Origin of the sequence: Flavobacterium collinsii (genome assembly GCF_946903285.1) — a bacterium.
GTDB classification, from domain to species: Bacteria; Bacteroidota; Bacteroidia; order Flavobacteriales; family Flavobacteriaceae; genus Flavobacterium; species Flavobacterium collinsii.
On sequence record NZ_OX336425.1, the window covers coordinates 4,146,602 to 4,171,830 of the forward strand.

A 25,229-nucleotide genomic window follows, 5' to 3' on the forward strand; every position below is an offset into this window, starting at 1 on the left:
TCGTTTAATCCCTATATATTTCTATCATTTTTTGTTTGAAGGCGCACTTTTAATTACTTTTATGGTATTAAATCTAATCACCATCAATGATTATAAAGAAAAAGAATACCTGGTTTAAAATGCTCTTTGAATGGCGAGGTTCCGTTTTGCCACAGCTTCTCCCTAGACTTTTATTATTACTGCTGTTTTCCTTTGTCGTCGTTTATTTTAAACCCTGGCTCCTTCACTATAATCTGCACATCAATCCTGCTATTTTTACATTATTTGGAATTGCACTGGCCATTTTCCTCGGTTTTAGAAACAGTGTGAGTTACGATCGTTTTTGGGAAGGACGAAAACTTTGGGGTGCATTACTCAACGATACCCGATCTCTTGCCCGACAAAGCATCACTCTTGTCCCAGACAAAGAATACGATGCCAAACGCGAAAAATTCACTAATTTGCTTATTTCATTTGTATACAGTCTCAAACATCAGCTTCGGGAAACCAATTCTGATGCAGATATGAGTCGATTACTACCCAAAGAGTTTGCCGACCAATTAAGAGAAACTCGCTATAAACCCATACTTATCTTAAGAGAATTGGGACTTTGGGTAAAAGACGCCAAATCTGAAAATAAAATAGACAGTGTTACACAACTGGCTTTTGAAGAAAATCTCAATAAACTGTCCGATATTGTTGGTGGATGTGAGCGAATTGCCGGTACACCTATCCCCTACACCTACAGTGTATTATTACACCGAACGGTTTATATTTATTGCTTTTTATTGTCTTTTGGTTTTGTCGAAACTATGGGCTGGATTACACCGTTTATCATTGTTTTTATTGCTTATACTTTTGTGGCGTTGGAAGCCATTGCAGACGAACTCGAAAATCCATTTGGTCTGCAGCCTAACGATCTTGCTCTCGATGCAATGTCTGAAATGATCGAAAACACCTTATTAGAATTAAACGATAAAAAAATAAATCCGGTAACGCATCATAAAAATTACTTTATTACCTAAAGAGGAATCACACCTCAATTATATTTCGAATATGAACAGAGTGTTATTAGTTGAAGACGATCCCAGAGTTGCATCATTTATCACAAGAGGATTAGAAGAACATTTGTATGAAGTTAAAACCATTACCAAAGGTTTTGAAGCCATCAAAGAGGTCATGGAAAACGAGTACAATATCATTATTCTTGATATCATGCTTCCGGACATTACCGGCTTTGAAGTTTGCGAAGTTTTACGAAGCAGAAAAATTATAGTGCCTATCCTTATTTTAAGTGCACTCGATACACCACAGGAAAAAGTAAAAGGTCTACAATCCGGAGCCGACGATTATCTCGCCAAACCCTTTTTGTTTGAAGAACTTTTGGCCCGAATTAATGCACAGCTTCGTCGTGCCGAATTTAGTACCGGAATTCTCGATTTTCAGTCATATGCCGGAATCGAAATTAATATGAAAGAACAAAGTGCTACAAGAGACGGCAAAGAGCTCAACCTTTCGTCAAGAGAACTCAAACTCCTGATTTTCTTTATGAAAAATCGCGAAACTGCCTTGTCAAGAGTGGCCATTGCACAGGCGGTCTGGAACATTGATTTTGACAGTACCTCCAATACCGTTGACGTGTATATTAATTATCTGCGGAATAAAATCGACAAGAACTTCCCTACTCCACTCATTCATACGATAAAAGGAACGGGGTATATGTTGAAGCAGAAGAGTTGAAAGAGTAAAGAGGTGAGAAAATAGAACAAAGAGTAAAGAGTAAAGAGTAAAGAGTAAAGAGTAAAGAGTGAAGAGTGAAGAGTGAAGAGTGAAGAGTGAAGAGCAAAGATTAAAAATCTGCTGAATCTGCTAACCCGAGCGATAGCGAACAGGCGAAGCAATCTGCGAGAGGAAATAAATACATCGCTATACCTACTTATTTTGAATTATGTTCCCATATATTAAAAACAGACCTAAAGCGTTATGAATCTTAAAAATAAATTAGCGGTAAATTCGACCCTGCTTTTTGCTTTTATCGTCGGATTACTCATGACCGGATCATTCCTGCTTTTCAGAAGTCATATGAAAGATCTTTATTATGACAATCTGGAAGATCATGCCTTGACCGCTGCTTTATTTTATTTTAAGAAGGATGAAATAAAAGAATTTACAAACGAACGATACCGTGAGATTGAAGTTCAGTACCACCGAATCAATAATGAATCCATTCGGGTTTACGATGCTAAAACCAAAAAAATATACTTAAAAGATTCAATTGATATTGAGCTTAGTGACCATGAACTGAATAGTATTGTAAAAAACAAAATAGAATCGTTCACCATAAAGAACAGGCAGTTTGTAGGTTTATTTTACAAAGACAATCAGGGCGATTTTATAATTGTAGTCTCTGGTATCAATCACACGGGAAACCGACAGCTTGAGATTCTGGGCCTAATGTTTATCCTTTTTTACCTGGCAGGCATTCCTCTAAATTATCTTTTGGGAACATTTTTAGCCAAACAAACCTTCCGTCCATTTAAAGAAGTCATTGCAAAGGTAAATACCATCACCACCGAAAATCTGCATTCGAGATTAGAAGTGCAGCAAGCTCAGGAGAAAGATGAAATTAAAGAACTTGTAACCACTTTCAATTATCTCTTAGAAAGACTTGAAACCGGTGTGATGACGCAGAAAAATTTTCTAAAAAACGCCTCACACGAGCTCAAAACTCCCTTGACCATCATCATTGGTGATATTGACGTATCCCTGCAACAGCCAAGAACCAACGAGCAATATGAAGAAATTTTAAAATCACTCAGAAAAGATACCCTGCACTTAAAAGCAACCTTAGATGGTCTTCTGGTACTATCGGGACTTCAACTGTCTGAACCTCAACAAATGGAAACCATAAGAATTGATGAAATACTATGGAATGTACTGGAGAAAAAAGCAATTGAATACCCCGAATCTAAAGTATCAGTAGATCTAAGTGCTTTAGCCGATCGTGAAAATTTACTTTCGGTTCATGCCAATAAACATATGCTTTTTATAGCCCTTTACAATATTTTAGACAATGCAATTAAGTTTTCATCTCCAAAACCGGTAAATGTTTTAACTTTCTCTGAGCACAATAAACTTTTAATACAAATTACAGATCAGGGTTCCGGAATTTCAGAACAGGACAAAGAATCTATTTTTGATCTTTTTTTCAGAAGCGATCATACCCGCCACATACAAGGACAAGGTTTAGGTCTCTTCATTACCATGCAGATACTCAAACTGCATCAAATTAATGTTAGAGTAGATTCTGAAGTTGGAAAAGGTACCTCTGTTACCTTAATATTTCCATAATTTGATTCGTTTCTCTGCTGTTTTAGCAAGCCTTAATCCAGTCTGTTTTGGCAGTTGATAACCTTTACTTAACACTCTAATCTTTCTTTAATCTACTTTAAACACAACTCTAATCCGTTTGTTTTTAACAATTTACACAAATCATTGATTTTAAAGACCTAAAAGATTCTACAAACCTAACAGCTTGATAATTTTAAATTAACACTAACTATTTTTATCATTTTAAGTTAACAAAAGCGTTAAATCCGATCGGAGCAAACTGAGTTTCTTTGTCAAATAAAAACTCAAAAATCAATGACAAAACTAAAACTCATTTTTTCGGCTGTAATGCTCCTTGTTATGGGAAACATTTTTGCTCAGATTACCACCTCTTCATTATCTGCAAAAGTTAATGATGGTACAAGCCCACTTACAGGTGCAGATGTTACTTTAACTCATTTACCTACTAATGCAGTGTACAAAGCTGTAACTGACAAACAAGGTAGATTTAGTTTCGAAAATTTAAATGCCGGCGGACCTTATGAATTAGAAATTAAAAGTTCTGCTACTAAAGACTACTCTAATGCACAAATACACTTAGCACTTGGCGATAATGACCTGCCGGTGATAGTGGTTGGCAAAGCAGACAACAATGTACTGGAAGAAGTTGTGATTACAAGTTCTAAACCCTCTTCTAAAAATAACGGAACGAATATTAATGAAAAACAGGTCAATGGTCTTCCGTTAATCAATCGCGGGATTCAGGATGTGACAAAATTAGTTCCTCAAAGTTCCAACAACTCTTTTGCCGGTACCAATTTCAGATACAACAACGTCACGATCGATGGTTCGATCAACAATGATGCGATCGGTTTTAGCCCGTCTTTAGGGGGACAATCAGGAACTTCAGGAATGCCAGGAAGCAGTACACGTTCCAACTCTATAAGTCTTGATGCTATACAGGATATTCAGGTTTATATTGCTCCTTACGATATTAAATTAGGAAACTTTTTAGGAGGAAGCGTTAATGCTGTTACCAGAAGTGGTAGCAACAATGTTACGGGATCGATTTACAGTTACGGAAGAAACGCAGCTATTACAGGCCGTAACAATGCCGGCGACGGTTCTAAAATGCCAAATTCTTTTGGTGATTATCAAATTGGATTCCGATTAGGTTTACCGATCGTAAAAGATAAATTGTTCTTCTTTACGAATATGGAATATGCCGAAAGAACTGATCCTATATTTTACAATGCAGGACAAACCGATTCTAACGGAAAACTGACTTCATTGGTAGACAACACTACCGCACAACAAATCTCAGACTTCGTAAAAACAAACTACGGATTTGACACCGGAACTTTCGGTGGGTACAACAACTTTGCAAAAAGTCAAAAATTCTTCAACAAATTAGATTGGAAAATTAATGAAAAACACTCGTTATCATTAAGAAACAATACCGTTATCTCACAGGCTTCAAACTTAGAGCGTGATGCGGCAAATTTCAGATTTTCAAGCATGGATTTCACTCAAAAAAACCAATCTATCAGTACCGTTTTAGAACTTAAAAGTCATTTTAACAGCCAATGGTCCAACTCGTTCATTGCAAGTTACTCGGCTATCAAAGATTATCGTGATCCAAAATCAAGCAATATCATGTTTCCCCAAACAGAAATTGGATATAATGGCGGAACCATCTTTTTAGGAAACGATCGTGAAGCAACAGTATTCAATATGAAACAAAATACTGCCGAAATCACAGACAACCTTACCTATAAAACCGGAAATCATACTTTATTATTTGGTACACACAATGAGTTCTACGACATCAATTACGGATTCGTAAATGCCCTTAACGGAAGGGTATCCTACAAATCTCTGGCAGATTTCTACAACAAACTTCCTACCCGTGTTCGTGGAACTTATCCTTTTGACGGTTCAACAAGAGATCAAATCTTCAACAATCCTTATGCACAGTTTAAAGTAAACCTTTACAGTGTTTATGTACAGGACGAAATTAGAATTGGAAACAAGTTAAAAGTTACTCCAGGTGTAAGAATTGATTATACTGACTTGCCTAATAAACCAAAATTAAGCCCACAGGTACAAAATTCTCCAGCTGATCCTAATTACGGTAACACGTATACATACACGCCATTGAGCCAGATTAAAAACAACTTCTTCAGTACAGCATTGGTTTCGCCAAGAATTGGATTTACATACAATGTAGACGAAGATAAAACACTTGTTATTCGTGGCGGATCAGGAGTATTTACCGGAAGAATTCCATTTGCATGGCTAGGATATGCTTACTACAATGATGGTGTAGGTTACGGAAGTTATGACAAAAATAACCTTACTCCGGCACAAGTTGCTGCAGCTGGAGATCCTTTAGCAACAAACGGATTAAACGGTTATCACGATGCAACGCCAAAAGTACAGGCTGATTTAGTGGATAACAAATTTAAAATGCCGGCAGTGTTGAGAAACTCACTTGCAATCGATAAGATCATCAACGGTTATAAATTTACCACCGAAGGTATTTATACCAAAGTAATTCGTGACCTGGAATTCCAACAAGTGAATAAGACTGATAACCCGATTTATTTTTCTTATGATACCAATCATCAGATGCCAATTTATGCAGCCAATATAAATCCTGCATTTTCAAATGCTTATTTATTATCAAACACCAACAAAGGATACCGATACAGTATTACGGAGATGATCTCAAAAACGTATGATTTTGGTCTTAACTTTATGGTGGCTTATACCTACGGAAATTCTAAAGATATTACTAATGGAATCCGTAACTCGATGGAAAGTAACTTCCAGATGAACCAGTCGTTAACACCAAATAATCCACAATTAGCAACTTCAAACTTCAATATCAAGCACAGAATTGTTTCTAATGTTGGATATGCTGTAAAAGTGGCCGATAACAATACCTTCTCAGCAAATGTATATTTCAATGCTCAATCCGGAAATCCGTTTTCATGGGGATTTGTAAACTCTACAATTGCAGGAACAGGTCAGGCAGCAGGATTGGCTTATATCTTCAAAGATGCAGCAGAAGCAGCGAAATACATTGGTGTAAATGCAGCAGGAGTTCCATCGGCTACAGCAGCGCAGCAGGTAGCAGATTACGAAGCTTTTATTAATGGAAATGATTATTTGAAAAGCAGAAGAGGAAACTTCACAGAAAGAAACGGTGCCACTACACCATGGAACATACAAGCTGATTTGAAATTAATGGATGAAATCAAAATTAATAAAGCAGGTGCTTTACAGCTTTCATTCAGCATAGCAAATGTCGGAAACCTGATCAATAAAGATTGGGGAAGAAGCTATTTTGTTCCAAACACTTACAATTCAACGGCAAATCTTGGGTTAACAAAATCAGGAAATTTAGGCGGAGTTGCTACTGGCGATCCAACTTATACTTTCCAGAAACCTTCGACATCACCTTATACTGTAGATCAGTTAGCCTCCAGATTCCAAGGACAATTTGGAGTGAGGTATACGTTCTAAAGATTGTGTTTTATTTTTTTATTATCCCCCAGTTCCAATCCCTATGGAGCTGGGGGATTCTTTTTAACTTAAAATTACTGCTCTCCTCCGTTTCTGAAAGCCATCAAAAGCGTGTAAGCATTTTTGATTACAATAGCCGAAGAAGTATCGATAGCCGAAGATTTGATCTGACGATATCCTTCACTGGCAGTACCTAATTCAATTGGAAGCATTTTAAAATTGTGCCCGCCAGTTTTCAAAAAAACAAAAAACTTACCCTGCCATCTTACCACGGCATCTTCCGGAACTGTAAGAGCTTTTTCGTTATCAAATTCTGCCTCGGCATTAATAAAAAGTCCCGGAATTAATGACTTTTCATATTGATTCACTTTACAAATCACCTCTGCTGCACGATCGTCATTCAGACTTTGATTGATGTAAGCAATTTTTGCCTTGTACTTTTTAGACGGATTAGCATTGGTATATGCCGAAACGGTCTGTCCAACCGAAAGCAGGTTTACGTCTTTTTCAAAAGCATTCATGACCAGCACAATGTCAGTCATTTCGATTAGCTCAAAAAGCATATCTGTTGGCGAAATGTATTTCCCTACATTCACATTAATCTTCGAGACCAAACCATTTATAGGCGAATGAATTGCAACCGTTTTGCTTATCGTTGAAGCGGTAAGTTTTTTGACATTAATCCCCAACAATCCCAGTTTTTGTGCCAACGATGCCATGTAAATACGTTGTGTTTGCATCTCAGTCGAAGTCTGTTCAAACAACTTATCACTGCTGGCCTTCTTCGCATTAAGCTCTTTCTGGCGGTTAAATTCACTTTGGGCCAGTTGAAACTTTTCTTTTGCGGTAAGATAATCCTGTTGCAGCTGTATGTATTGCATGTCCTCTACTACCGCCAGCAATTGCCCTTTTCTTACGTGCATTCCGGCCATTAAATCGGTCTTTTTGATATAACCTCCCAAAGGGATACTAACCGTTACCACGCTTTTTGGCGGTACCGTAACCGTTCCCTGAAGCTGTAATATTCCTTTTACAGTTCGTTCCTCGGGATGACCAACCATCAATCCTGCGTTTTTTACTTGTGTATCGCTTAATTGAATGCTATTTTCCTGTTTTATTTCTTTTTTAGTTTGTTGCTCTTTTTTGTCACCCTGGCAGGAAACCAAGCATAAAAAAACAAAAATGATGCTGCTATATGTTTTCATTATTTTATAAATTATTAAGGGTTTGCCAATTAATCACAGCCTTATTGTAATCGTTAATCCTATCGAAATATTCATTCTTTATGGTGATCGCCTGATTGACTACCAAAACCCATTGCAGGTAATCGATATCACCGTTTTCCAATTGACTATTCGCTGCGTCGATAATTACCGTCGCGTTCTTTAGTCCTTCGTTTTCGTAATAAAAAAGGCTTTCCTTGTATTTTTCGATCTCGCTTTCGGCGTTACTAATCTCCGTCTGCATTTCAATCTTTGTCGTTTCTGCCCTCATCTTATACGTTTCATAATCTACTTTCGCAGCTTTGTTACGAGCTGACTGACTGCTGAAAAACAATGGAACAGACAACCCAAGATTAACATAACTAAACCTTTGACTGTTATTATAATAAACATCCTGACCTGAAGAACTCGTTTGTGTACCAACAATACTCAAATTATTATACCCTATTGTAACATCGGGCATTAATCTGGCTTGTTCCGTTTTCCATTTCCACTTTGCTGCTTCTGCTTCATACATCGAAAGTTGTATCTGAGGAAGCGTTGCAATATTTTTATTTTGATTTAAAGCAACAGCAAAATCATTCTTGATCTTATCAGAAAAAGGCACATGAACGATACTATCCTGAAGAACCGTATTAAACATTTTTAAGATAATAGTAATATCTTTATTAACCATTGTTAGCTGGTTTGTATAGAACTGTCGTGCCGATTGAGAGGCGCTTTTTTCCAGTACATTTGTTTCCCCTGTCTTATAACGCAATTCCGATTTCTGCTCCATTAACCTGTAAATCGAATCGGCATAAGCCAATAATTCCTTTTTACTATTAAGCCAGATATAGTAATAAAATAAGTTCCTCACATTCGACTTAATCTGCTGCACGGTTAACTGCGATTCTGCTTTTGCGGCATTGTAATTTTCCCTCAAAGCTTTTTTTTGATTGGTATACAGTGTCGGAAATGCAAAAGTCTGGCTAATACCAAAACGCGTATCGTTTACAGCACTGTTAAACTGACCATAATCGGCACTCAGAGCTGCTTTAGGAAGATCAAAAGCCGTTTTTTCCAACTGTTCTTTTGATCTTTCATTCAATTGCGAAGATTTAATTCTTCTGTTATGCTGAAGCGCTATCGACAAAGATTCGTCAAGAGATATGGGTACTTCTTGTGCCTGAACCGAAGCCGTAAGAAACAAAGCCAGCAATAGTAAAGTCAGTTTATCCATCTTGTGTTTTTTAATTTTTTTTGAAAAAACTTTAGTATGATACGTCATTAAATAAATAGCCGGAAGTACAAAGAGCGTCAGCAAAGTAGCTGTAATCAGTCCGCCAATCACAACGGTTGCAAGCGGGCGTTGTACCTCTGCTCCTGCGCCATTGCTCAAAGCCATAGGTAAAAACCCTAAAGAAGCAACAGCAGCTGTCATCAATACAGGACGCAACCTGTTTTTTGTTCCGGTAATGATAATTTGAAGCGAATCGGTAATTTCGCCGTGTTTTTGTATACGGTTGAACTCGGAGATTAAAACAATTCCGTTCAAAACGGCTACGCCAAAGAGCGCAATAAAACCAACTCCAGCAGAAATACTAAACGGCATATCGCGCAAAGCCAGTCCAAACACGCCGCCAATTGCCGATAATGGAATGGCTGTAAAAATGATAATTCCTTCTTTAAAAGATCGGAAAGCAAAATATAACAATGCCAAAATCATAAACAAAGCCGCCGGAACCGCAACTCCCAGACGGGATTTTGCTTGTTGCAGGTTTTCAAAAGTACCGCCATAGGTAATATAATAACCAGGCTCAAATTTGATCTGACTGTTTACTTTCTTTTGTAATTCTTCTACAATAGATTCTACGTCTCTCCCTCTCACATTAAAACCAACGATAATCCTTCTCTTAGCGTCTTCACGCTGAATCTGATTTGGACCTTCCACTTCTTTTACAGAAGCCACCTGATACAACGGAATCTGCATTCCGGAACGGGTTGCAATCAATAAATTGCGAACATCATCAATATCTTTTCGTCCGCTGGCTTCTACACGTACCACCATATCAAACTTTTTTTCTCCTTCATAAATGCTTCCTGCTACAGCTCCTGCAAAAGCGGCATTTACTGTTTGATTGATGTCTGAAACATAAATTCCGTACTTCGCCATTTCGGCCCAATCATAATCAATAACAATCTGAGGCATTCCGGTAACTTTCTCCACATAAAGATCCGTAGCACCTTCTACAGTAGTGCTAATCGCGCCTAACTGCTCGGCATATTTTGCCAGTTTATCGAGATCTTCGCCATAAATTTTGCAAACCAAATCCTGCTTTGCTCCTGTCATTAATTCGTTAAAACGCATTTGAACCGGAAACTGAAAACCAGTCGTAACTCCGGGTGCAACCTCTTTAACCGTTTGCGTCATTTTATCGGCCAGTTCAGGAAACGAAGAAGCACTTGTCCATTCTGATTTGTCTTTTAAGACAATAATCATATCGCCTCCTTCTATAGGCATAGGATCTGTTGGAATCTCGGCACTACCAATTCTGGAAACTACTTTTTCTACTTCCGGATAGGTATTTTTTAATGCCGTCGAAATTTTCTCAATGGTTGCTGTGGTCGTTGACAAATTTGTCCCCAGTAATAAACGAGTTTCTACGGCAAAATCGCCTTCTTCCAGCTGTGGGATAAACTCACCTCCCATTCGACTAAAAAGCAACAAGGCGATACCAAACAGAACGAAAGCTGAAATCACAATCCCTTTTCGGACTTGTAATGCTCTGGACAACCCAATTTCATAATAAGATTCAAGTTTTACCATTATGCGATCCGATAAATTGGGCTTATGGCTTATTTTCTTGCTAATAAACAAGGCACTCACCATTGGAACATAAGTAAGGGATAATATAAAAGCACCCAAAATAGCAAAGGCAACAGTTTGTGCCATTGGTTTGAACATTTTTCCTTCGATACCTTCTAAAGACAATATTGGGAGGTAAACGATCAGAATAATAATCTGTCCGAATACTGCTGCATTCATCATACGTCCTGCCGAACCAGTTACTTCTTTATCCATCTCCTCTTGCGAAATAGAATCGATTTCTTTGTATTTTTTAGCAGAATGAATATGATGTAAAATGGCTTCCACAATAATTACCGCACCATCGACAATCAAACCAAAATCAAGCGCGCCCAGACTCATTAAATTCCCGCTTACGCCAAAGGTGTTCATCATAATAATAGCAAAAAGCATCGCTAACGGAATTACAGAAGCCACAATAAAACCTGCTCTTAAATTCCCAAGAAAAAGTACCAGAACAAGGACTACAATCAAGGCACCTTCGATAAGATTCTTCTGAACAGTCCCAATGGCATTATCGACCATTTTTGTACGATCTAAAAAAGGTTCTATTTTCAAACCTTTGGGTAAGATCTTCTCAATTTCGGCAACTCGTTTTTTGACATTTACGATCACATTATTGGCATTCTCTCCTTTAAGCATCATTACAATTCCACCAACCGATTCGCCAATATCAGCTGTCGTTAAGGCTCCGTAGCGTATGGCCGAAGACATTTTTACTTCTGCAATATCTTTGATTAAAATAGGAGTTCCGGCCTGTGTATTTTTGACAATAATATTCTGAATGTCTTTGATGTTTCGGGTTAGTCCGACACTTCGGATGTACAGTACCGTTGGGCCTTTTTCAATATACGCGCCACCAGTATTTTCGTTATTACTGTTCAATGCTGTAAAAACCTCTTTTATAGTCAGGTTTTGTGCTTTTAAGCGTGACGGATTAACGGCAATTTCATACTGCTTTAATTTCCCTCCAAAAGTAGCGACATCTGCAATTCCAGGGGTTCCCAAAAGCTGTCTTCTAATGGTCCAATCCTGAATAGTACGCAAATCTTCCAGAGAATACTTTGTTTCATATCCGGGTTGCGGCTTAAGAACATACTGGTAAATTTCCCCCAAACCTGTTGTTGCCGGCGCCATTTCAGGAATACTGGCGTTCTCTGCAATTTCTACTTTTTGCAATCGTTCGGCCACCTGCTGACGCGCCCAATACACATCTGTGTCGTCTGCAAAAACAATCGTAACCAACGAAAGTCCAAAGCGCGAAATACTGCGGCTTTCTTTCAGCTGTGGGATGTTGCTAATTGCCTGTTCTATTGGAAATGTAATTAAACGCTCTACATCTTCTGCCCCCAAAGACGGGGCCGTTGTAATAATTTGTACCTGATTGTTGGTGATGTCAGGAACGGCATCAATAGGTAAACGGGTTACTTCAAACACGCCATAGATAATCCATAGCAACGTGAAGATCCCAATTACCAGCTTATTTTTAACTGAGAATTGTATGATCTTATTAAGCATAATTTAATTTATTTGAATATAGTAATGCCAGGGCTAAAACATCAAAAATGTCTTAACCACAATAAAAATTCTATAAAATCAAATTAGGCTATAGGAGGGCGAAATACCGAAAACAAGGAAGGATTTGAATACAAATCTGAGGTATAAGGAATTGTACCCGATTGTGAAAATCCAACAGTAAAAGGAATATAAAATATGGGTTTGTCCTGCGGAACAAACACCAACTGTACGTAAGGTCCGGATATGTTCTTAAACGGAAGCTGCATATCACGATCAGAATCATTGTCTTTTAAATCTTCTCCCCAGTAATGCATTTCTAAAAAATCAAAAAAACTGATATCATGCCTTTGCTGATGTTCCTTAAAATGCTCGAGCAATATCGGTAATTTATAAAACTGCTGAAAGAACCCAATATTGGATACAATTAAAAAGATGAACAGGTATATAATGAGTTTTCGCACTTCACAAATTTAAACGATGTCGCAAAATAATTTTACACTTACAACAAGAAGCTAATAACTTTTATGACTTTACTTATTTACAGCGACAAAAATTACAATTATCACATTCAAAACTAAAAATTAAAGCATTTTATCAAGTTTAAAAGTTAATTTAGAACAGCTATTCTCAATTCAAAATTAAATTGATCCATCCTAAGCCATTTTTACTCAAAAAAAACTTCAAAATTCTAAAATTCCAAACCCTTTTCTATTTCAAAATGGACGAGAATAATTCCATTAAAATTTTGCTAAAAACTTCCTAAAACCAGGCTAAATGCTCCTTCCCTGCTGGTCTGCTCTTCTTTTTTAACTTCTTGTAAGAATCCAAAATAAAACAAGTATTCTCGCCTCTCTTTTTATCTGTGTAAATTACACGTAACTTCTTTTTTACAATTTAATAATAGCTGTAAAAAGACTTTAAACCATGAAACACAAACTACTTACAATCAATACGTTAAGAAACAACAATCAAATAAACACAAAGACAAGTGTACGGTCATTCGTATAAATTTTAAAAAAAACATTTTTTTCTATCAGATTAATTTATACTTTTGTTTTATACTATTCTTATTCATTCTAAATAAGAATTACTTACAAATTTATTTTTATTTGGCCAAAATAAAAAAGAATTTTCTTAGAAAAACTTCCAAAATAAATGAAAATTAAGAACAACCTCAGTAAAATCAAGCTATCAGACTCTTCTTATAAATTAAACAAAATTTCGAAGAACATCCGTAACAGGAGAAGCGTCTATGCCAATCAGTTTATCAAGGGAGAATTACCGGATCAATTGCTTGAAGAAATTTTGACGAATGCCACCTGGGCTCCTACCCATAAAATGACAGAACCCTGGAGGTTTATCGTTTTTAGGGGCAAATATTTGAAGAAGTACGGTGAATATATGGCTCACTATTACAGAGATTTCTATAATGAATTATCTCCCGAAGATCAAAAAGACAAGCTTTCGTATCTCGAAAATTATCCGCTCAATGCAGCCTGTATGATTGGAGTAGTCATGGTGAAAAACACCAAAATTGACCTGCCTGAATGGGAAGAAATTGCTGCAGTCTCTTCTGCTGTACAAAATATTGCGCTTACCTGCCATGCTCATAAAATGGGCAGTTACTGGAGTACCAAAGGAGTAGCTATCGATTATGTGGCAAAATTTGGTCTCTCAGAAAATGAAAAATCACTAGGGCTTCTTTATCTGGGGTATTATCCCGAAGCCTTAAAACCCTCCAAAAAAAAGAGAACCCCTTTATCTAAAAAAGTCGTCTACCTCGACTGAAAAATAACTTTAACCCCTTAAACAACTATTTTATGAATACCACATTGATTCGTACAGAAGTCACCGAAAAAGGAGTCCAGCAGGACCAGGATTTTTACAAAGACATTTTCCATCAAAACTCCGGAACAGAATACGCTCAAGCCATGAAATTAGCACAGGAGCGTGTTTCGAATTTCCTAAAAAATAATAAAAAACCTTTCAGCGGAATCAAACCTGAGGAAATAAGAGCTAAAGTTGAAGAGATAGATTTTGACACTCCACTACCCGATTACGAAAGTCTGCTGAACGAAGTAGACGAGCTTTATGTAAACCACGCCACCGCTTTTCACCTTCCGGAATATATTGCACACTTAAACTGTCCGGTTGTTATTCCGGCACTAGCGGCAGAAATTCTGATCAGTGCCATCAACTCCTCACAAGATACTTATGACCAAAGCGCTGGCGGAACTTTTATCGAAAGAAAATTAATTGACTGGACCAGCGAGCAGGTGGGTTATACACAAGGCGATGGCGTTTTTACAGCAGGAGGATCTCAAAGTAATTTAATGGGTCTACTTCTGGCGAGAGATTACTATGCCATGCAATATCAAAAATGGAATATTAAAATGGAAGGACTTCCTCCTGATGCTCACAAGTACAGGATTTTTGTTTCGGATAAAGCGCATTTCAGCAATCATAAAACCACCTGGGTTTTAGGTCTCGGAGAACAAGCTATTGTAAATGTGGGTGTAGACAAAAGATACCGTATGGATCCGGAAAAACTCGAAAAGGCGATCGCTGACGAAATTAAAAAAGGAAACATTCCAATTGCCATTACCGCTACGGCCGGCACAACCGATTTTGGTAACATCGATCCGTTAAAAACAATCGCCGCTATTGCCAGCCAGCACAATTTATGGCTTCATGTAGATGCTGCCTATGGATGCGGATTGCTTTTAACAGAGAAACAAAGATATTTATTAAACGGCATAGAACTGGCCGATTCTGTAACCGTCGATTACCACAAATCATTCTTCCAGCCAGTAAGCAGCAGTGCCTTTATTGTTAAAAATAAACTTCACCTCAACCTGATCAAGCATCACGCTGATTATCTGAATCCTAAAGAGCAAAATTACGATGCACTTCCGGCTCAGGTCAATAAATCGATTGTTCAAACTACACGTCGTTTTGATGCTTTGAAACTTTGGTTTACCCTTCGTTATATGGGCAAGAAAAAGCTCGGACAGTTTACTGAGACCTTAATCGAAACTACCCAACAAACCGCTGCCTATATTGAAGCCGATCCTAATTTTGAACTGTTATGCCACTCTGATATTGGTATTTTACTCTTCCGTTATCTCGACGGACCGGCTGAATCTAATTCTTGTGAAGTCAACAAATACATCAAAGAGAAACTGTTCTTTGGCGGCGAAGTTCTGGTCGCCAGCACCAAAGTAGATGGAGAATTCTATTTGAAATTCACCATTTTAAATCCCCTTACAACCCTAAATGATATTAAAAACATTCTTAACCTCATAAAACAAAACGGAGATGAATACCACAGACTTAACTAATTTTAAACAACTTGCAGAACAAGTAAATTACAAATCCCTCCTCAACTGTTATTGCAGAGAATTCAGCAACTGGAGCCAATACGAAGGTGTTCCGAAATACGACCCTGCTTTGGCTGAATTTATGCAGACTATCGATCACAGCTCTTTTCTTCGATTTGACTTTAGCACTGTTGGCCAGGAAGTTTTTGCTCCTTTGATTTACTTTTCCGAAAGTGGCGTTCATGCTTTTGGCTTTCCGATAGTGTCCCGCACTATTGCAACGGATGAATTCAGAGAAATAAATCCTATCGCGTTTACAGAAATTGTTGCCGCTTATTGCAAAGCAGAATATCCGGATATTGATCCGCTTCCTACACAAAAACGTATGGAAAACAGTATTGACAATCTGGCGCTTTACCTGGAGCATTATAAAAATAGCGGCCGGAACGCCAGCAACCCGGAACAAACTTTTATATCAGCAGAACAATCGTTAATTCTAGGACATACGGTACATCCACTGCCAAAAAGTAGAGAAGGATTTACCAAAGACGAATTGCTTCACTATTCTCCTGAAACCGAGGGGCAGTTTCCATTACACTTTTTTCTGGTGCATCCTGAAAATGTTATCGAAAAAAGTGCCGAAGACTATCTGATCACCGATTATCTGAGAAATGAAATTTCAAAATATGCCAATAAAAACGCCAAAGAATTACTGGATTTTTATTCGCAATACAAAGTAGTACCGGCACACCCATGGGAAGCCAAGTATCTATTAGAGCAAAAAGAAGTAAAAGAAATGCAATCCAGACAACTGCTCTTCAGTCTGGGACAATTTGGTCCTTCCTATGCGGCAACCTCATCGGTTCGTACGGTGTACAATGACGAAAGCGAATGGATGTATAAATTCTCACTGCACGTGAAAATCACCAACTCTTTCCGCGTCAATTACCTACACGAACTTAATCGTGGTTATGATGCAGCGCAGTTGATGAAAACAGATTGGGGAAAAGGCATTCAGAAAGACTATCCACAAATTCAGCTGATTACCGATCCTGCATTCATCACGGTGGTTTTTGAAGATAAAATTATCGATGGTTTCAGTACTAGTATCCGTCAAAATCCTTTTCATGGAGCCAACGCCAATAAAAATGTAACACTGGTTGCTGCTTTGTCTCAGGATAATATTTTGAATGAACTGCCAAGAATCGTAACCCTGATTGAGGAATCCGCCAAAAGACAAGATACAACAGTAGCTGACACTGCTATTGCCTGGTTCAAACAATACCTGAATATTAGTCTTACTCCTTTAATTGGCGTTTTTAATAAATACGGATTTGGATCAGAATTTCACCAACAGAATGTAATGGTTGAATTTGATGAAAATCTTTTTCCATCAAAACTATATTTCAGAGACAATCAGGGGTACTTTTTCCGCGAAGGAATCGTACCGGAACTGGAGCGTTTAATCCCTGATTTTGGAAAAGAAAGCCGCTCTTTTATTGCCGAAAAAAGAATTATTGATTTCTGGGGGTATTACCTGTTAATCAATCATTTGTTAGGAATTGTGAGCGCTTTGGGTAAAAACAAACTTGCTAACGAAACGGTATTATTGGATCTTATATACAATGCCTTAAAAAAAGAAGAAGATTCAGATGTAACAGGTTTGGTTTCTCATTTTACGAACAGTGTCAAACTAATCGTAAAAGGAAATTTACTGACCAGTTTAAACAATATGGACGAAGCCAGTGCGCCACGAACCAATCCGGCGGTGTACAAAACGTATCCTAATCCGTTAAACAAACACTTTTTCTCCAAAAAATTGATTCAGCCAAAACCAAACACTACGGTTTTCAGCCGCTTTTTTGAGAAAGACAACGTAACGATCAGTCTGCGTCCGGTAGATGTAGACAACGATCTGGAGATGCTTCACGAGTGGTTTCACCGCGAACATGCTTTGAAAATCTGGCAAATGAACTGGTCGTTACGCGAGTTGGAGGTATTCTATCGCACCATGCTTCCGGGAGGCCATTCGCACAGTTATATCGGAGAGGCCAACGGAGTTCCAACTTTTAATATTGAAGTGTACTGGCCATGCCGTGACATCGTTGGAGAATACTATGACGTACTTCCCTCCGATTACGGAACACACCAATTTATCGCACCAACCGATCCGAAATTAAAATACGGTTCTCCAGCAACGCAGTCTATGATGGATTTTGTTTTGAGCGAAGCCAAAGTAGGCAAAATGGTGGGGGAAGGTTCTGTAGACTCTATCGCTTCGATGATGAACAAGGCTCACGTTGGGTTTAAAATTCAGAAAGTCATCGAAATGCCGCACAAAAAAGCCAATCTGAACTTCTGTTACAGAGAATGGTATTGGGCTAAATTCCCGGCTGCCGAAGAGTTTCAAAAAAACACCGTTTCAACCTCACAAGTTTAATTCTCAAAATAACCACAATGAATACAGAAAAAATATATTCGGTAATCGGAATTGGAATTGGTCCTTTCAACCTTGGACTTGCCGCACTTATCGAACCCATTGAAGATTTATCAGCACTGTTTTTTGATCAGTCGGAAGGCTTTGACTGGCACCCGGGTTTAATGTTAAACAATGCCACTTTACAGGTTCCGTTTTTAGCCGATTTGGTTACAATGGCCGATCCAACGAATAAATACAGCTTCTTAAATTACATCAAACAAAGCGGACGTGCTTATAAATTTTACATCCGTGAAAATTTCTTTATCTACAGAAGAGAGTACAATGAATATTGCAAATGGGCGGCTGCTCAGTTAAGCAACCTTAAATTTTCGCACAAGGTGATTTCAATTGACCCTGTTGATGATGTGTACAAAGTTACGGTGATCAATACTCAGACGTGTGTTACGACTGTTTATTATACGCATAAAATAGTTTTGGGTACGGGAACTTCACCACATGTACCTGATTTCATTGACACTGAAACTCTTCCAAATGTGATTCATGCTTCTCAATATTTGTACTTTAAACCTCAGATTCAGAAAAATGCGTCGGTAACAATCATTGGATCAGGACAAAGTGCTGCCGAGGTATTCCGTGATCTTTTACCGGATACGGAAGACGGATTGCAATTGAAATGGTTCACCCGTTCGTCACACTTCTTCCCGCTTGACAATAAATCAAAGCTGACTCTGGAGTTGACTTCTCCGGAATATGTAGATCATTTTCACAGTCTTTCGTCACAAAAAAGAAAACAGCTTTTAGACAGTCAGCACGGGCTATACAAAGGGATCGATCACGAATTGATCAATGAGATTTTCGACAGCTTGTACGAGATGAGCTTAGAAGACACTCCACTAAATGTAGAATTACGTTCAAATATGCGTCTGACATCGGTAAAAGAAGATACGGATGGTTCGCATTTACTTGATTTTGTGCAGACAGAACTGGAACAGCCTTTCGAGGATCAAACCGATTATGTGATTCTGGCAACGGGTTACAAATACAAAGAACCCGCAATTCTTTCAGGAATTCAGGACAAAATTGGCCGACTGGAAAATGGCTTATTCAAAGTACATCGTAATTATACTATTGACAAAAACGGTACGGATATTTTTGTTCAGAATGCTGAATTGCATACGCATGGACTTTCGACTCCGGACTTGGGAATGGGTGCTTACCGAAATTCGTACATCATTAACCAAATCGCTAATCGTGAAGTGTATAAGGTTGAAAAACGCATTGCTTTTCAACAATTCGGAGTACAAAAAGCAACTCCTGAATTTTCATCAGCGAATGTTTTGGAATTAGTAAACGAGCAAGTAAACCATTAGATCATACTAAAAATCAACTCAGATGATAACCCCAGAAAATACCTTTAAAGACGCTCAGCACCTCAACGCCGATATTTGGAATCAGGTCAATCGAAACTTACTCGCCAAAAGTATTTCGGAATTGATGCGTGAAGACGTCGCAAACCCTCAAATAACCGCTAAAGATGAGGATGGTCTTACCCATTTCAGATTAGAAACCGACACCGCGAGTATTTACTATACTTTTTCGGCTTATCCAAGGTTTCTTAACTATTGGCATATCGTTAAAGACAGCCTTTGTAAAGTCGAGCATGAAGTAAAATTAGAGCATATCGATGTACCTAATTTCTTTATCGAACTTCAGGAAACTTTTGGCATCAACTCTTTTACCCTGGCCCATTATATCGAAGAGTTACTACACACCTTATACGCTGATGCTTACATTCAGTCAAACCGTCGTGTGCCTGCCGCGGAACTAGCCGATGCTGATTTTCAAACGATCGAACACAGTCTGGATGGGCACCCGTGGGTAATTGTAAACAAAGGCCGCATTGGTTTTGACTCAGAAGATTATACGAAATACAATCCCGAGTCTGATCAAAGAACACGTTTAATTTGGATTGCGGCTCATAAAAACAGAGCTAATCTACGCTTACAGACCGATGTGGACGATCAGGATTTTTATGAAATTGAAATTGGTAAAGAAAAACTAGATGCCTTTAGAAACAAGTTAGCGGCATTGAATGTAGATCCGTATAATTATGTTTTTATTCCGGTGCACGTATGGCAATGGCAAAATAAACTCGTGATGCAATTTTCTAATGATATTGCGTCCAAACATCTTATCCCATTAGAGTTAACCGAAGACATTTACAGCCCTCAACAAAGCATCCGTACTTTTTTCAACGAAAGTGCACCTCATAAACATTATGTAAAAACATCAATGTCTATACTAAACACTAGCCATGTTAGAGGTTTGTCTCCTAAACAATTATTGATAGCGCCACGTTTGACAGAGTATCTGAAAAATGTACTTAAAAAAGACGAGCACTTGCAAAAAATGGGAGTTGTACTTTTAGGCGAAGTCGTTTCGGTTACCTATGCCCACCCTAGTTATAGTAAAATTGACAATCCTCCTTACCAGTACAATGAATATCTGGGCGCTATGTGGCGCGAAAGCCCAATAAATTCCCTTAGAGAAGGAGAGAATTTAATGACGATGGCGGCATTATTATATGTAGACAACACCGGAAAAAGTCTTGTACAAGAACTTATAGAAAAATCAGGTCTTTCTACAGAACAATGGCTCAAAGCTTATATGACTGCGTATCTTAAGCCTGTGCTTCAGATTTATTACCAGCATTCGTTATCTATCGATCCACATGGACAAAATGTGATTCTGATTCTAAAAGATTATGTGCCAACACGTATTGCCTTACAGGACTTTGTGGGAGATATTTTAATTAATGAAGAAGCAAAGAAAAAATTGCCACAGGAATTTATTGATAACTTGTTTAATGCCTCTCCAAATCCGGAAAATGCACCGTTAACGATACTTATCGCCATTTTTGATGCCTTCTTCAGATACCTGAGTCACGTTATGATTACAAACGCTAACTATACAGAAAAAGAATTCTGGAATTGTGTTTACGATATTATCATCGAATATCAGGCAGAACATCCTGAGCTTCAGGAAATATTCGACAAGTACAATATGTTTATACCTGAATTCAAACGTCTTATTTTCAATAGCCGACGTTTGTATAATGGTTATGAAGAAACGGCCGGATTTCCACACATGAAAAAAAGTGGTTTTGTACCGAATCCGTTACATCAGTTAATCCATGAAGAAATAGTAACAGCAAAAGAAAACTAATGAAAGAAGCTCTTTTAAAAACACGCTCCTTCTTTGGTTTATTAAGGCGTTCTCTTGCCGGAAGTGAAAAAAACTTCACTTCGGGCAGCATTAACAAAACCATTCTTTTACTGTCAGTTCCAATGGTGGTTGAGCTTTTGATGGAATCACTATTTGTATGTTCCAATCTGTTCTTTGTTAGCCGATTGGGCACGAATGCCATTTCAATTGCCGGAGCGACCACAACTTTCATCACTTTTTGTTATTCGGTTTCCATTGGTTTGGGGATAGCGGCTTCCGCGATGATTTCCAGAAGAATTGGCGAGAAAAAATTCAAAGCAGCAGGCCAGACCACCATGCAGGTGATTTATGCTACAGTGCCTATTGCTGCCCTGATTAGTATTGTCTGTACCATCTGGACTACCGATATTATGAGTGCCATGGGACTTTCGGCTGCTATGGTTGAGGAAGGAAGAACTTACGGCATCGTCATGTTTGCTTCCAGCGGATTTTTGATTCTTCGAATCGTCGTAAATGGGATCTTCCGAGGTGTTGGAGATGCCTCGACTGCTATGAGAATACTTTGGCTTTCCAATGCGTTGAACATTGTATTGTGTCCGATATTCATTTATGGCTGGGGCCCTGTTCCGGCATACGGTTTATTGGGAGTTGGACTGGCCACTTTAATTGCGAGAGTAATTGGAGTGCTGTATCAGGCCTGGTATCTGATAAGGGCAAAAACCATGTTAAAAATTGGTCTGGCACAAATGGTCTTTAATCTTGCTATTTTCAAAAGAGTCCTGAAACTGGCTTTTGGCGGTACCGTACAATTCATCATTCCGGCATCAAGCTGGGTGTTCATGATCAAAATCATGTCGCATTTTGGCGAAAGTGCTCTTGCAGGTTACATTCTGGCACAAAGAGTCACTTCGATTGCTACGATGCCGGCCTGGGGTCTTGGAAACGCAGCAGGAATTTTAACCGGACAAAATCTGGGAGCGAAACAGCCTGATCGTGCCGAAAAATCGGTTTGGAGAGCGGGAATGTTAAACATGGGATTTCTGGTTTTAATTGGAATTTCCTGGATATTCCTAGCTGTTCCGGTCATAAAAATCTTTACTGATATTCCTGAGGTGATCTCTTTTAGTACCATGTACATTCATCTAATTTCGATAGCCTACATATTATTAGGTTATACGATGGTGATTTCAAGAGCTCTTAATGCGGCCGGTGAAGTAAAAGTGGTGACCTGGCTTTACATCCTGATGTTCTATGTCATACAGATTCCGCTTGCCTATGCTCTGGGAATTTCTTTTGACCTGGGTTCCAATGGTGTTTTTACGGCCATCCTTGTTTCGGAAATTATATTGGCCGTGGCTTGTATCGTCGTCTTCCGAAAAGGAAAATGGAAACATACAAAGGTTTAAAACTAAACCGGTTCAAAATATGTCACCCCGTTGGGGTTTATTGAAACGATTTTACCAATTTCTATAAATATTTTGCCCCGATGGGGCTTAACATTTATGAACAGCCCCAAAGAAGCATCATATTTATAGAATTACGTTCCAATGAGATAACATTTGTAAAAGCTTCAAAGGAGCATCATATTTATAGCATTTATAACGTATTTTTTTGCAAAAGCTCCAAAGGAGCGACGTATCTATAGAATTACGTTCCGATGAGATTAACATTTATAAAAGCTCCGAAGGAGCACCATATCTATAGAATTACGTTCCAATGAGGTTAACATTTATAAAAGCTCCAAAGGAGCGTAATATTTATAGCATTTAGAATGTTTTTTTTTCGAAAGCTCCAGAGGAGCGTCATATCTATTGCATATGAATAACAAAACATTAAACAACAAATAAAAAATATCAATTTAATATTAAATAATAGAACAATGAGTACAATAGAACAATTACACGGAGTATTTGCAAGAGCTTTTGAAATTCCTGTTGAGGCAGTAAACGACGGACTGGAATATCAGGCTATAGCCGAATGGGATTCGATGAGTCATTTGGTATTAGTAGAAGAACTTGAAAGTACATACAAAATCTCAATCGAAATGGAGGACATTTTGGAGATGGGAAGTGTAGCAAAAATAAAAGACATCCTTAAAAAATACGGATTTGAAATTAATTAGAATAGACCACTAAACTTATGGAACTATACGATTTAATCAGAAAAAATGAAAAGCTGACTTTTACCGACGCCAGTACCGGAGTTTCAAAATCTATTGCAGAAATGGATCAGTCACTGGAAATCGAAAACATACGTTCAGTTGTTTTTATTTACAATGACAATCAGTTACCGGCTATTGAAACGCTTTTGAATTTTTACCAGAGCAGGTTTACGATTGCTTTGTTGGGAATGGGTTTACTTGAAAATTTTAAGGAAAATTTGGAACAGAAATATACTCCTTATTATATCTATGACCCTACGCGAACTGAAATAGAAGGTTATACGGCTGTAAATGCCTCAGAGACGATAGTATTGTTTAAACGAAACGTAAATTTAATTTACCCGATACATGCCAAAATCAAACTTTTGCTAAGTACTTCGGGAACTACCGGATCGCCAAAATTCGTGAGACTTTCCGATGAGAATCTGGTACATAATGCAAAATCGATTATGGAATATATGCCTATTCGAACGGATGATGTAGTGCCTTTAAATGTGCCTATTAATTTTGTTTACGGCTTATCGATTTTTACCACCAATTGCATCAAGGCTAATCAAATTGTATGTACGGATAAGGATGCTTTTCAAAAAGAATTTTGGGCCGATTTCAAAAAATACGGATACTCTACCCTGGGTGGAGTTCCGTACTTTTATGAAATGTTATACAGCATTGGATTTTTCAAAAAAGACCATCCTTCCTTACGTTACCTGACTCATACGGGCGGAATGCTGAATCACAAACTGATCGAAGCGATTTCTGACTTTAGCGAGAAATTTGGCAAACAGTTCTTTGCGCAATACGGTCAGACAGAAGCTTCAGGCCGTATGGCTTATCTGCCTCCTAAAGATCTGTTGCGAAAAGGAACCTCTATTGGTTTACCAGTCAAAAACGGACGTTTTGAGATCGATAACGAAACGGATGAGCTGATTTATATTGGTCCTAACGTTTATGGCGGTTATGCCAATGTCAGAGCCGATTTACAATTTTTTGAACAGCAGGAAAGACTTCATACGGGAGACAAAGCCCGTAAAGACGACGAAGGCTACTACTACATTGTAGGCCGAATCAAACGAATCGTGAAATTGTTCGGAGTACGTCTCAATCTTGACGAAACAGAATTATTGCTGAAAGATGCATTGGGTGGACAAACGTTTATCTGCCTCGGAATAAACGATAAACATCTGGCCGTAATGTACACCGACGAAAATCTGAACAAAGAATTGATTCTGAAAGTGCTAAAAGCCAAACTAAATCTTCACGCCAGTTCTTTAAAAGTGATGCACATAGAAGACGTTCCGCTTACACCAAACGGAAAAGTGAACTATCCATTGCTTAAGGAGTCCCTGGAATTAGAAGGGGCTTTGTAAGTTTTCAGTATTCTGTCGCGGTCTCAGTTGCAGTATTCAGTCGCAGTATTCAGTCACGGTTTTCAGTCACGGTAATCAGTAAACATTAAAACTGAGCACTGTGACTGAAAACTGTGACTATTTCTTTTATCTTTCAAAACAAGTCACAGTTTTAATCACGGTAATCAGTAAACATTAAAACTGAACACTGTGACTGAAAACTGTGACTATTTCTTTTATCTTTCAAAACAAGTCGAAGTATTCAGTCACGGTAATCAGTACACATTAAAACTGAATACTGCGACTGA

At 38.2% G+C, this 25,229-nt stretch carries 15 protein-coding genes; 12 read left to right on the plus strand and 3 right to left on the minus strand.

Features of this window, described 5'->3' with window-relative positions; genetic code table 11:
* The first annotated feature begins 86 nt into the window (after positions 1-86).
* The 4 genes from OGZ34_RS16950 to OGZ34_RS16965 all read left to right on the plus strand — a co-directional run bounded on the left by OGZ34_RS16950 (position 87) and on the right by OGZ34_RS16965 (position 6,840).
* Complete coding sequence (locus tag OGZ34_RS16950; protein ID WP_263361017.1) at positions 87-1,004, plus strand: bestrophin family protein; 918 nt, start codon at positions 87-89, stop codon at positions 1,002-1,004.
* A gap of 31 nt (positions 1,005-1,035) precedes the next feature.
* On the plus strand, positions 1,036-1,719 hold the full coding sequence (locus OGZ34_RS16955) for a response regulator transcription factor (RefSeq protein WP_173964178.1): 684 nt from the start codon (positions 1,036-1,038) through the stop codon (positions 1,717-1,719).
* Positions 1,720-1,962: 243 nt separating this feature from the next.
* On the plus strand, positions 1,963-3,330 hold the full coding sequence (locus OGZ34_RS16960; RefSeq protein WP_263361018.1) for a HAMP domain-containing histidine kinase: 1,368 nt from the start codon (positions 1,963-1,965) through the stop codon (positions 3,328-3,330).
* A 294-nt stretch (positions 3,331-3,624) separates the two neighbouring features.
* Positions 3,625-6,840 (plus strand): TonB-dependent receptor, encoded by a 3,216-nt coding sequence (locus OGZ34_RS16965; RefSeq protein ID WP_263361019.1) that lies wholly within the window; start codon positions 3,625-3,627, stop codon positions 6,838-6,840.
* 74 nt (positions 6,841-6,914) lie between these two features.
* Here the strand turns inward: OGZ34_RS16965 and OGZ34_RS16970 are convergent, their stop codons facing one another.
* The 3 genes from OGZ34_RS16970 to OGZ34_RS16980 form a co-directional block, all read right to left on the minus strand.
* Positions 6,915-8,045, minus strand: a complete 1,131-nt coding sequence (locus OGZ34_RS16970; protein WP_263361020.1) for an efflux RND transporter periplasmic adaptor subunit — start codon at positions 8,043-8,045, stop codon at positions 6,915-6,917.
* Positions 8,046-8,049: 4 nt separating this feature from the next.
* Positions 8,050-12,429, minus strand: coding sequence for a CusA/CzcA family heavy metal efflux RND transporter (locus tag OGZ34_RS16975; RefSeq protein ID WP_263361021.1), 4,380 nt, complete (start codon positions 12,427-12,429; stop codon positions 8,050-8,052).
* Positions 12,430-12,512: 83 nt separating this feature from the next.
* Positions 12,513-12,890, minus strand: a complete 378-nt coding sequence (locus OGZ34_RS16980) for a hypothetical protein (protein ID WP_263361022.1) — start codon at positions 12,888-12,890, stop codon at positions 12,513-12,515.
* Between the two features lie 694 nt (positions 12,891-13,584).
* On the opposite strand from OGZ34_RS16980, the gene OGZ34_RS16985 reads away from it, so the two are divergent.
* The 8 genes from OGZ34_RS16985 to OGZ34_RS17020 all read left to right on the plus strand — a co-directional run bounded on the left by OGZ34_RS16985 (position 13,585) and on the right by OGZ34_RS17020 (position 24,942).
* A complete protein-coding gene (locus tag OGZ34_RS16985) occupies positions 13,585-14,217 on the plus strand; it encodes a nitroreductase family protein (protein ID WP_173964183.1) in 633 nt (210 codons plus the stop codon).
* A gap of 32 nt (positions 14,218-14,249) precedes the next feature.
* Positions 14,250-15,770, plus strand: a complete 1,521-nt coding sequence (locus tag OGZ34_RS16990; protein ID WP_263361023.1) for a pyridoxal phosphate-dependent decarboxylase family protein — start codon at positions 14,250-14,252, stop codon at positions 15,768-15,770.
* Positions 15,748-18,189 carry a GNAT family N-acetyltransferase gene (locus OGZ34_RS16995; protein WP_263361024.1) on the plus strand — a complete coding sequence of 814 codons (2,442 nt, stop codon included), beginning with the start codon at positions 15,748-15,750 and terminating at the stop codon, positions 18,187-18,189. Before OGZ34_RS16990 ends, OGZ34_RS16995 begins: the two co-directional genes overlap by 23 nt.
* Positions 18,190-18,206: 17 nt before the next feature.
* Complete coding sequence (locus OGZ34_RS17000) at positions 18,207-19,559, plus strand: lysine N(6)-hydroxylase/L-ornithine N(5)-oxygenase family protein (protein ID WP_263361025.1); 1,353 nt, start codon at positions 18,207-18,209, stop codon at positions 19,557-19,559.
* A gap of 22 nt (positions 19,560-19,581) precedes the next feature.
* Positions 19,582-21,414, plus strand: a complete 1,833-nt coding sequence (locus OGZ34_RS17005) for an IucA/IucC family protein (RefSeq protein ID WP_263361026.1) — start codon at positions 19,582-19,584, stop codon at positions 21,412-21,414.
* Complete coding sequence (locus OGZ34_RS17010) at positions 21,414-22,820, plus strand: MATE family efflux transporter (RefSeq protein ID WP_263361027.1); 1,407 nt, start codon at positions 21,414-21,416, stop codon at positions 22,818-22,820. The genes OGZ34_RS17005 and OGZ34_RS17010 overlap by 1 nt, the downstream gene beginning before the upstream one ends.
* A 473-nt stretch (positions 22,821-23,293) precedes the next feature.
* Complete coding sequence (locus OGZ34_RS17015) at positions 23,294-23,536, plus strand: acyl carrier protein (RefSeq protein WP_173964189.1); 243 nt, start codon at positions 23,294-23,296, stop codon at positions 23,534-23,536.
* Positions 23,537-23,553: 17 nt separating this feature from the next.
* A complete protein-coding gene (locus OGZ34_RS17020; RefSeq protein ID WP_263361028.1) occupies positions 23,554-24,942 on the plus strand; it encodes an AMP-binding protein in 1,389 nt (462 codons plus the stop codon).
* The last annotated feature ends 287 nt before the right edge of the window (positions 24,943-25,229 follow it).

Bases quoted from the DNA above. Each gene is read 5' to 3' on its own strand.
- OGZ34_RS17015 (WP_173964189.1), top strand. From the start codon at position 23,294: ATGAGTACAATAGAACAATTACACGGAGTATTTGCAAGAGCTTTTGAA.
- OGZ34_RS17010 (WP_263361027.1), top strand. From the start codon at position 21,414: ATGAAAGAAGCTCTTTTAAAAACACGCTCCTTCTTTGGTTTATTAAGG.
- OGZ34_RS16960 (WP_263361018.1), top strand. From the start codon at position 1,963: ATGAATCTTAAAAATAAATTAGCGGTAAATTCGACCCTGCTTTTTGCT.
- OGZ34_RS16965 (WP_263361019.1), top strand. From the start codon at position 3,625: ATGACAAAACTAAAACTCATTTTTTCGGCTGTAATGCTCCTTGTTATG.
- OGZ34_RS16975 (WP_263361021.1), bottom strand. From the start codon at position 12,429: ATGCTTAATAAGATCATACAATTCTCAGTTAAAAATAAGCTGGTAATT.
- OGZ34_RS16970 (WP_263361020.1), bottom strand. From the start codon at position 8,045: ATGAAAACATATAGCAGCATCATTTTTGTTTTTTTATGCTTGGTTTCC.
- OGZ34_RS17000 (WP_263361025.1), top strand. From the start codon at position 18,207: ATGAATACAGAAAAAATATATTCGGTAATCGGAATTGGAATTGGTCCT.
- OGZ34_RS16950 (WP_263361017.1), top strand. From the start codon at position 87: ATGATTATAAAGAAAAAGAATACCTGGTTTAAAATGCTCTTTGAATGG.
- OGZ34_RS16985 (WP_173964183.1), top strand. From the start codon at position 13,585: ATGAAAATTAAGAACAACCTCAGTAAAATCAAGCTATCAGACTCTTCT.
- OGZ34_RS16955 (WP_173964178.1), top strand. From the start codon at position 1,036: ATGAACAGAGTGTTATTAGTTGAAGACGATCCCAGAGTTGCATCATTT.
- OGZ34_RS16990 (WP_263361023.1), top strand. From the start codon at position 14,250: ATGAATACCACATTGATTCGTACAGAAGTCACCGAAAAAGGAGTCCAG.
- OGZ34_RS16995 (WP_263361024.1), top strand. From the start codon at position 15,748: ATGAATACCACAGACTTAACTAATTTTAAACAACTTGCAGAACAAGTA.
- OGZ34_RS17020 (WP_263361028.1), top strand. From the start codon at position 23,554: ATGGAACTATACGATTTAATCAGAAAAAATGAAAAGCTGACTTTTACC.
- OGZ34_RS17005 (WP_263361026.1), top strand. From the start codon at position 19,582: ATGATAACCCCAGAAAATACCTTTAAAGACGCTCAGCACCTCAACGCC.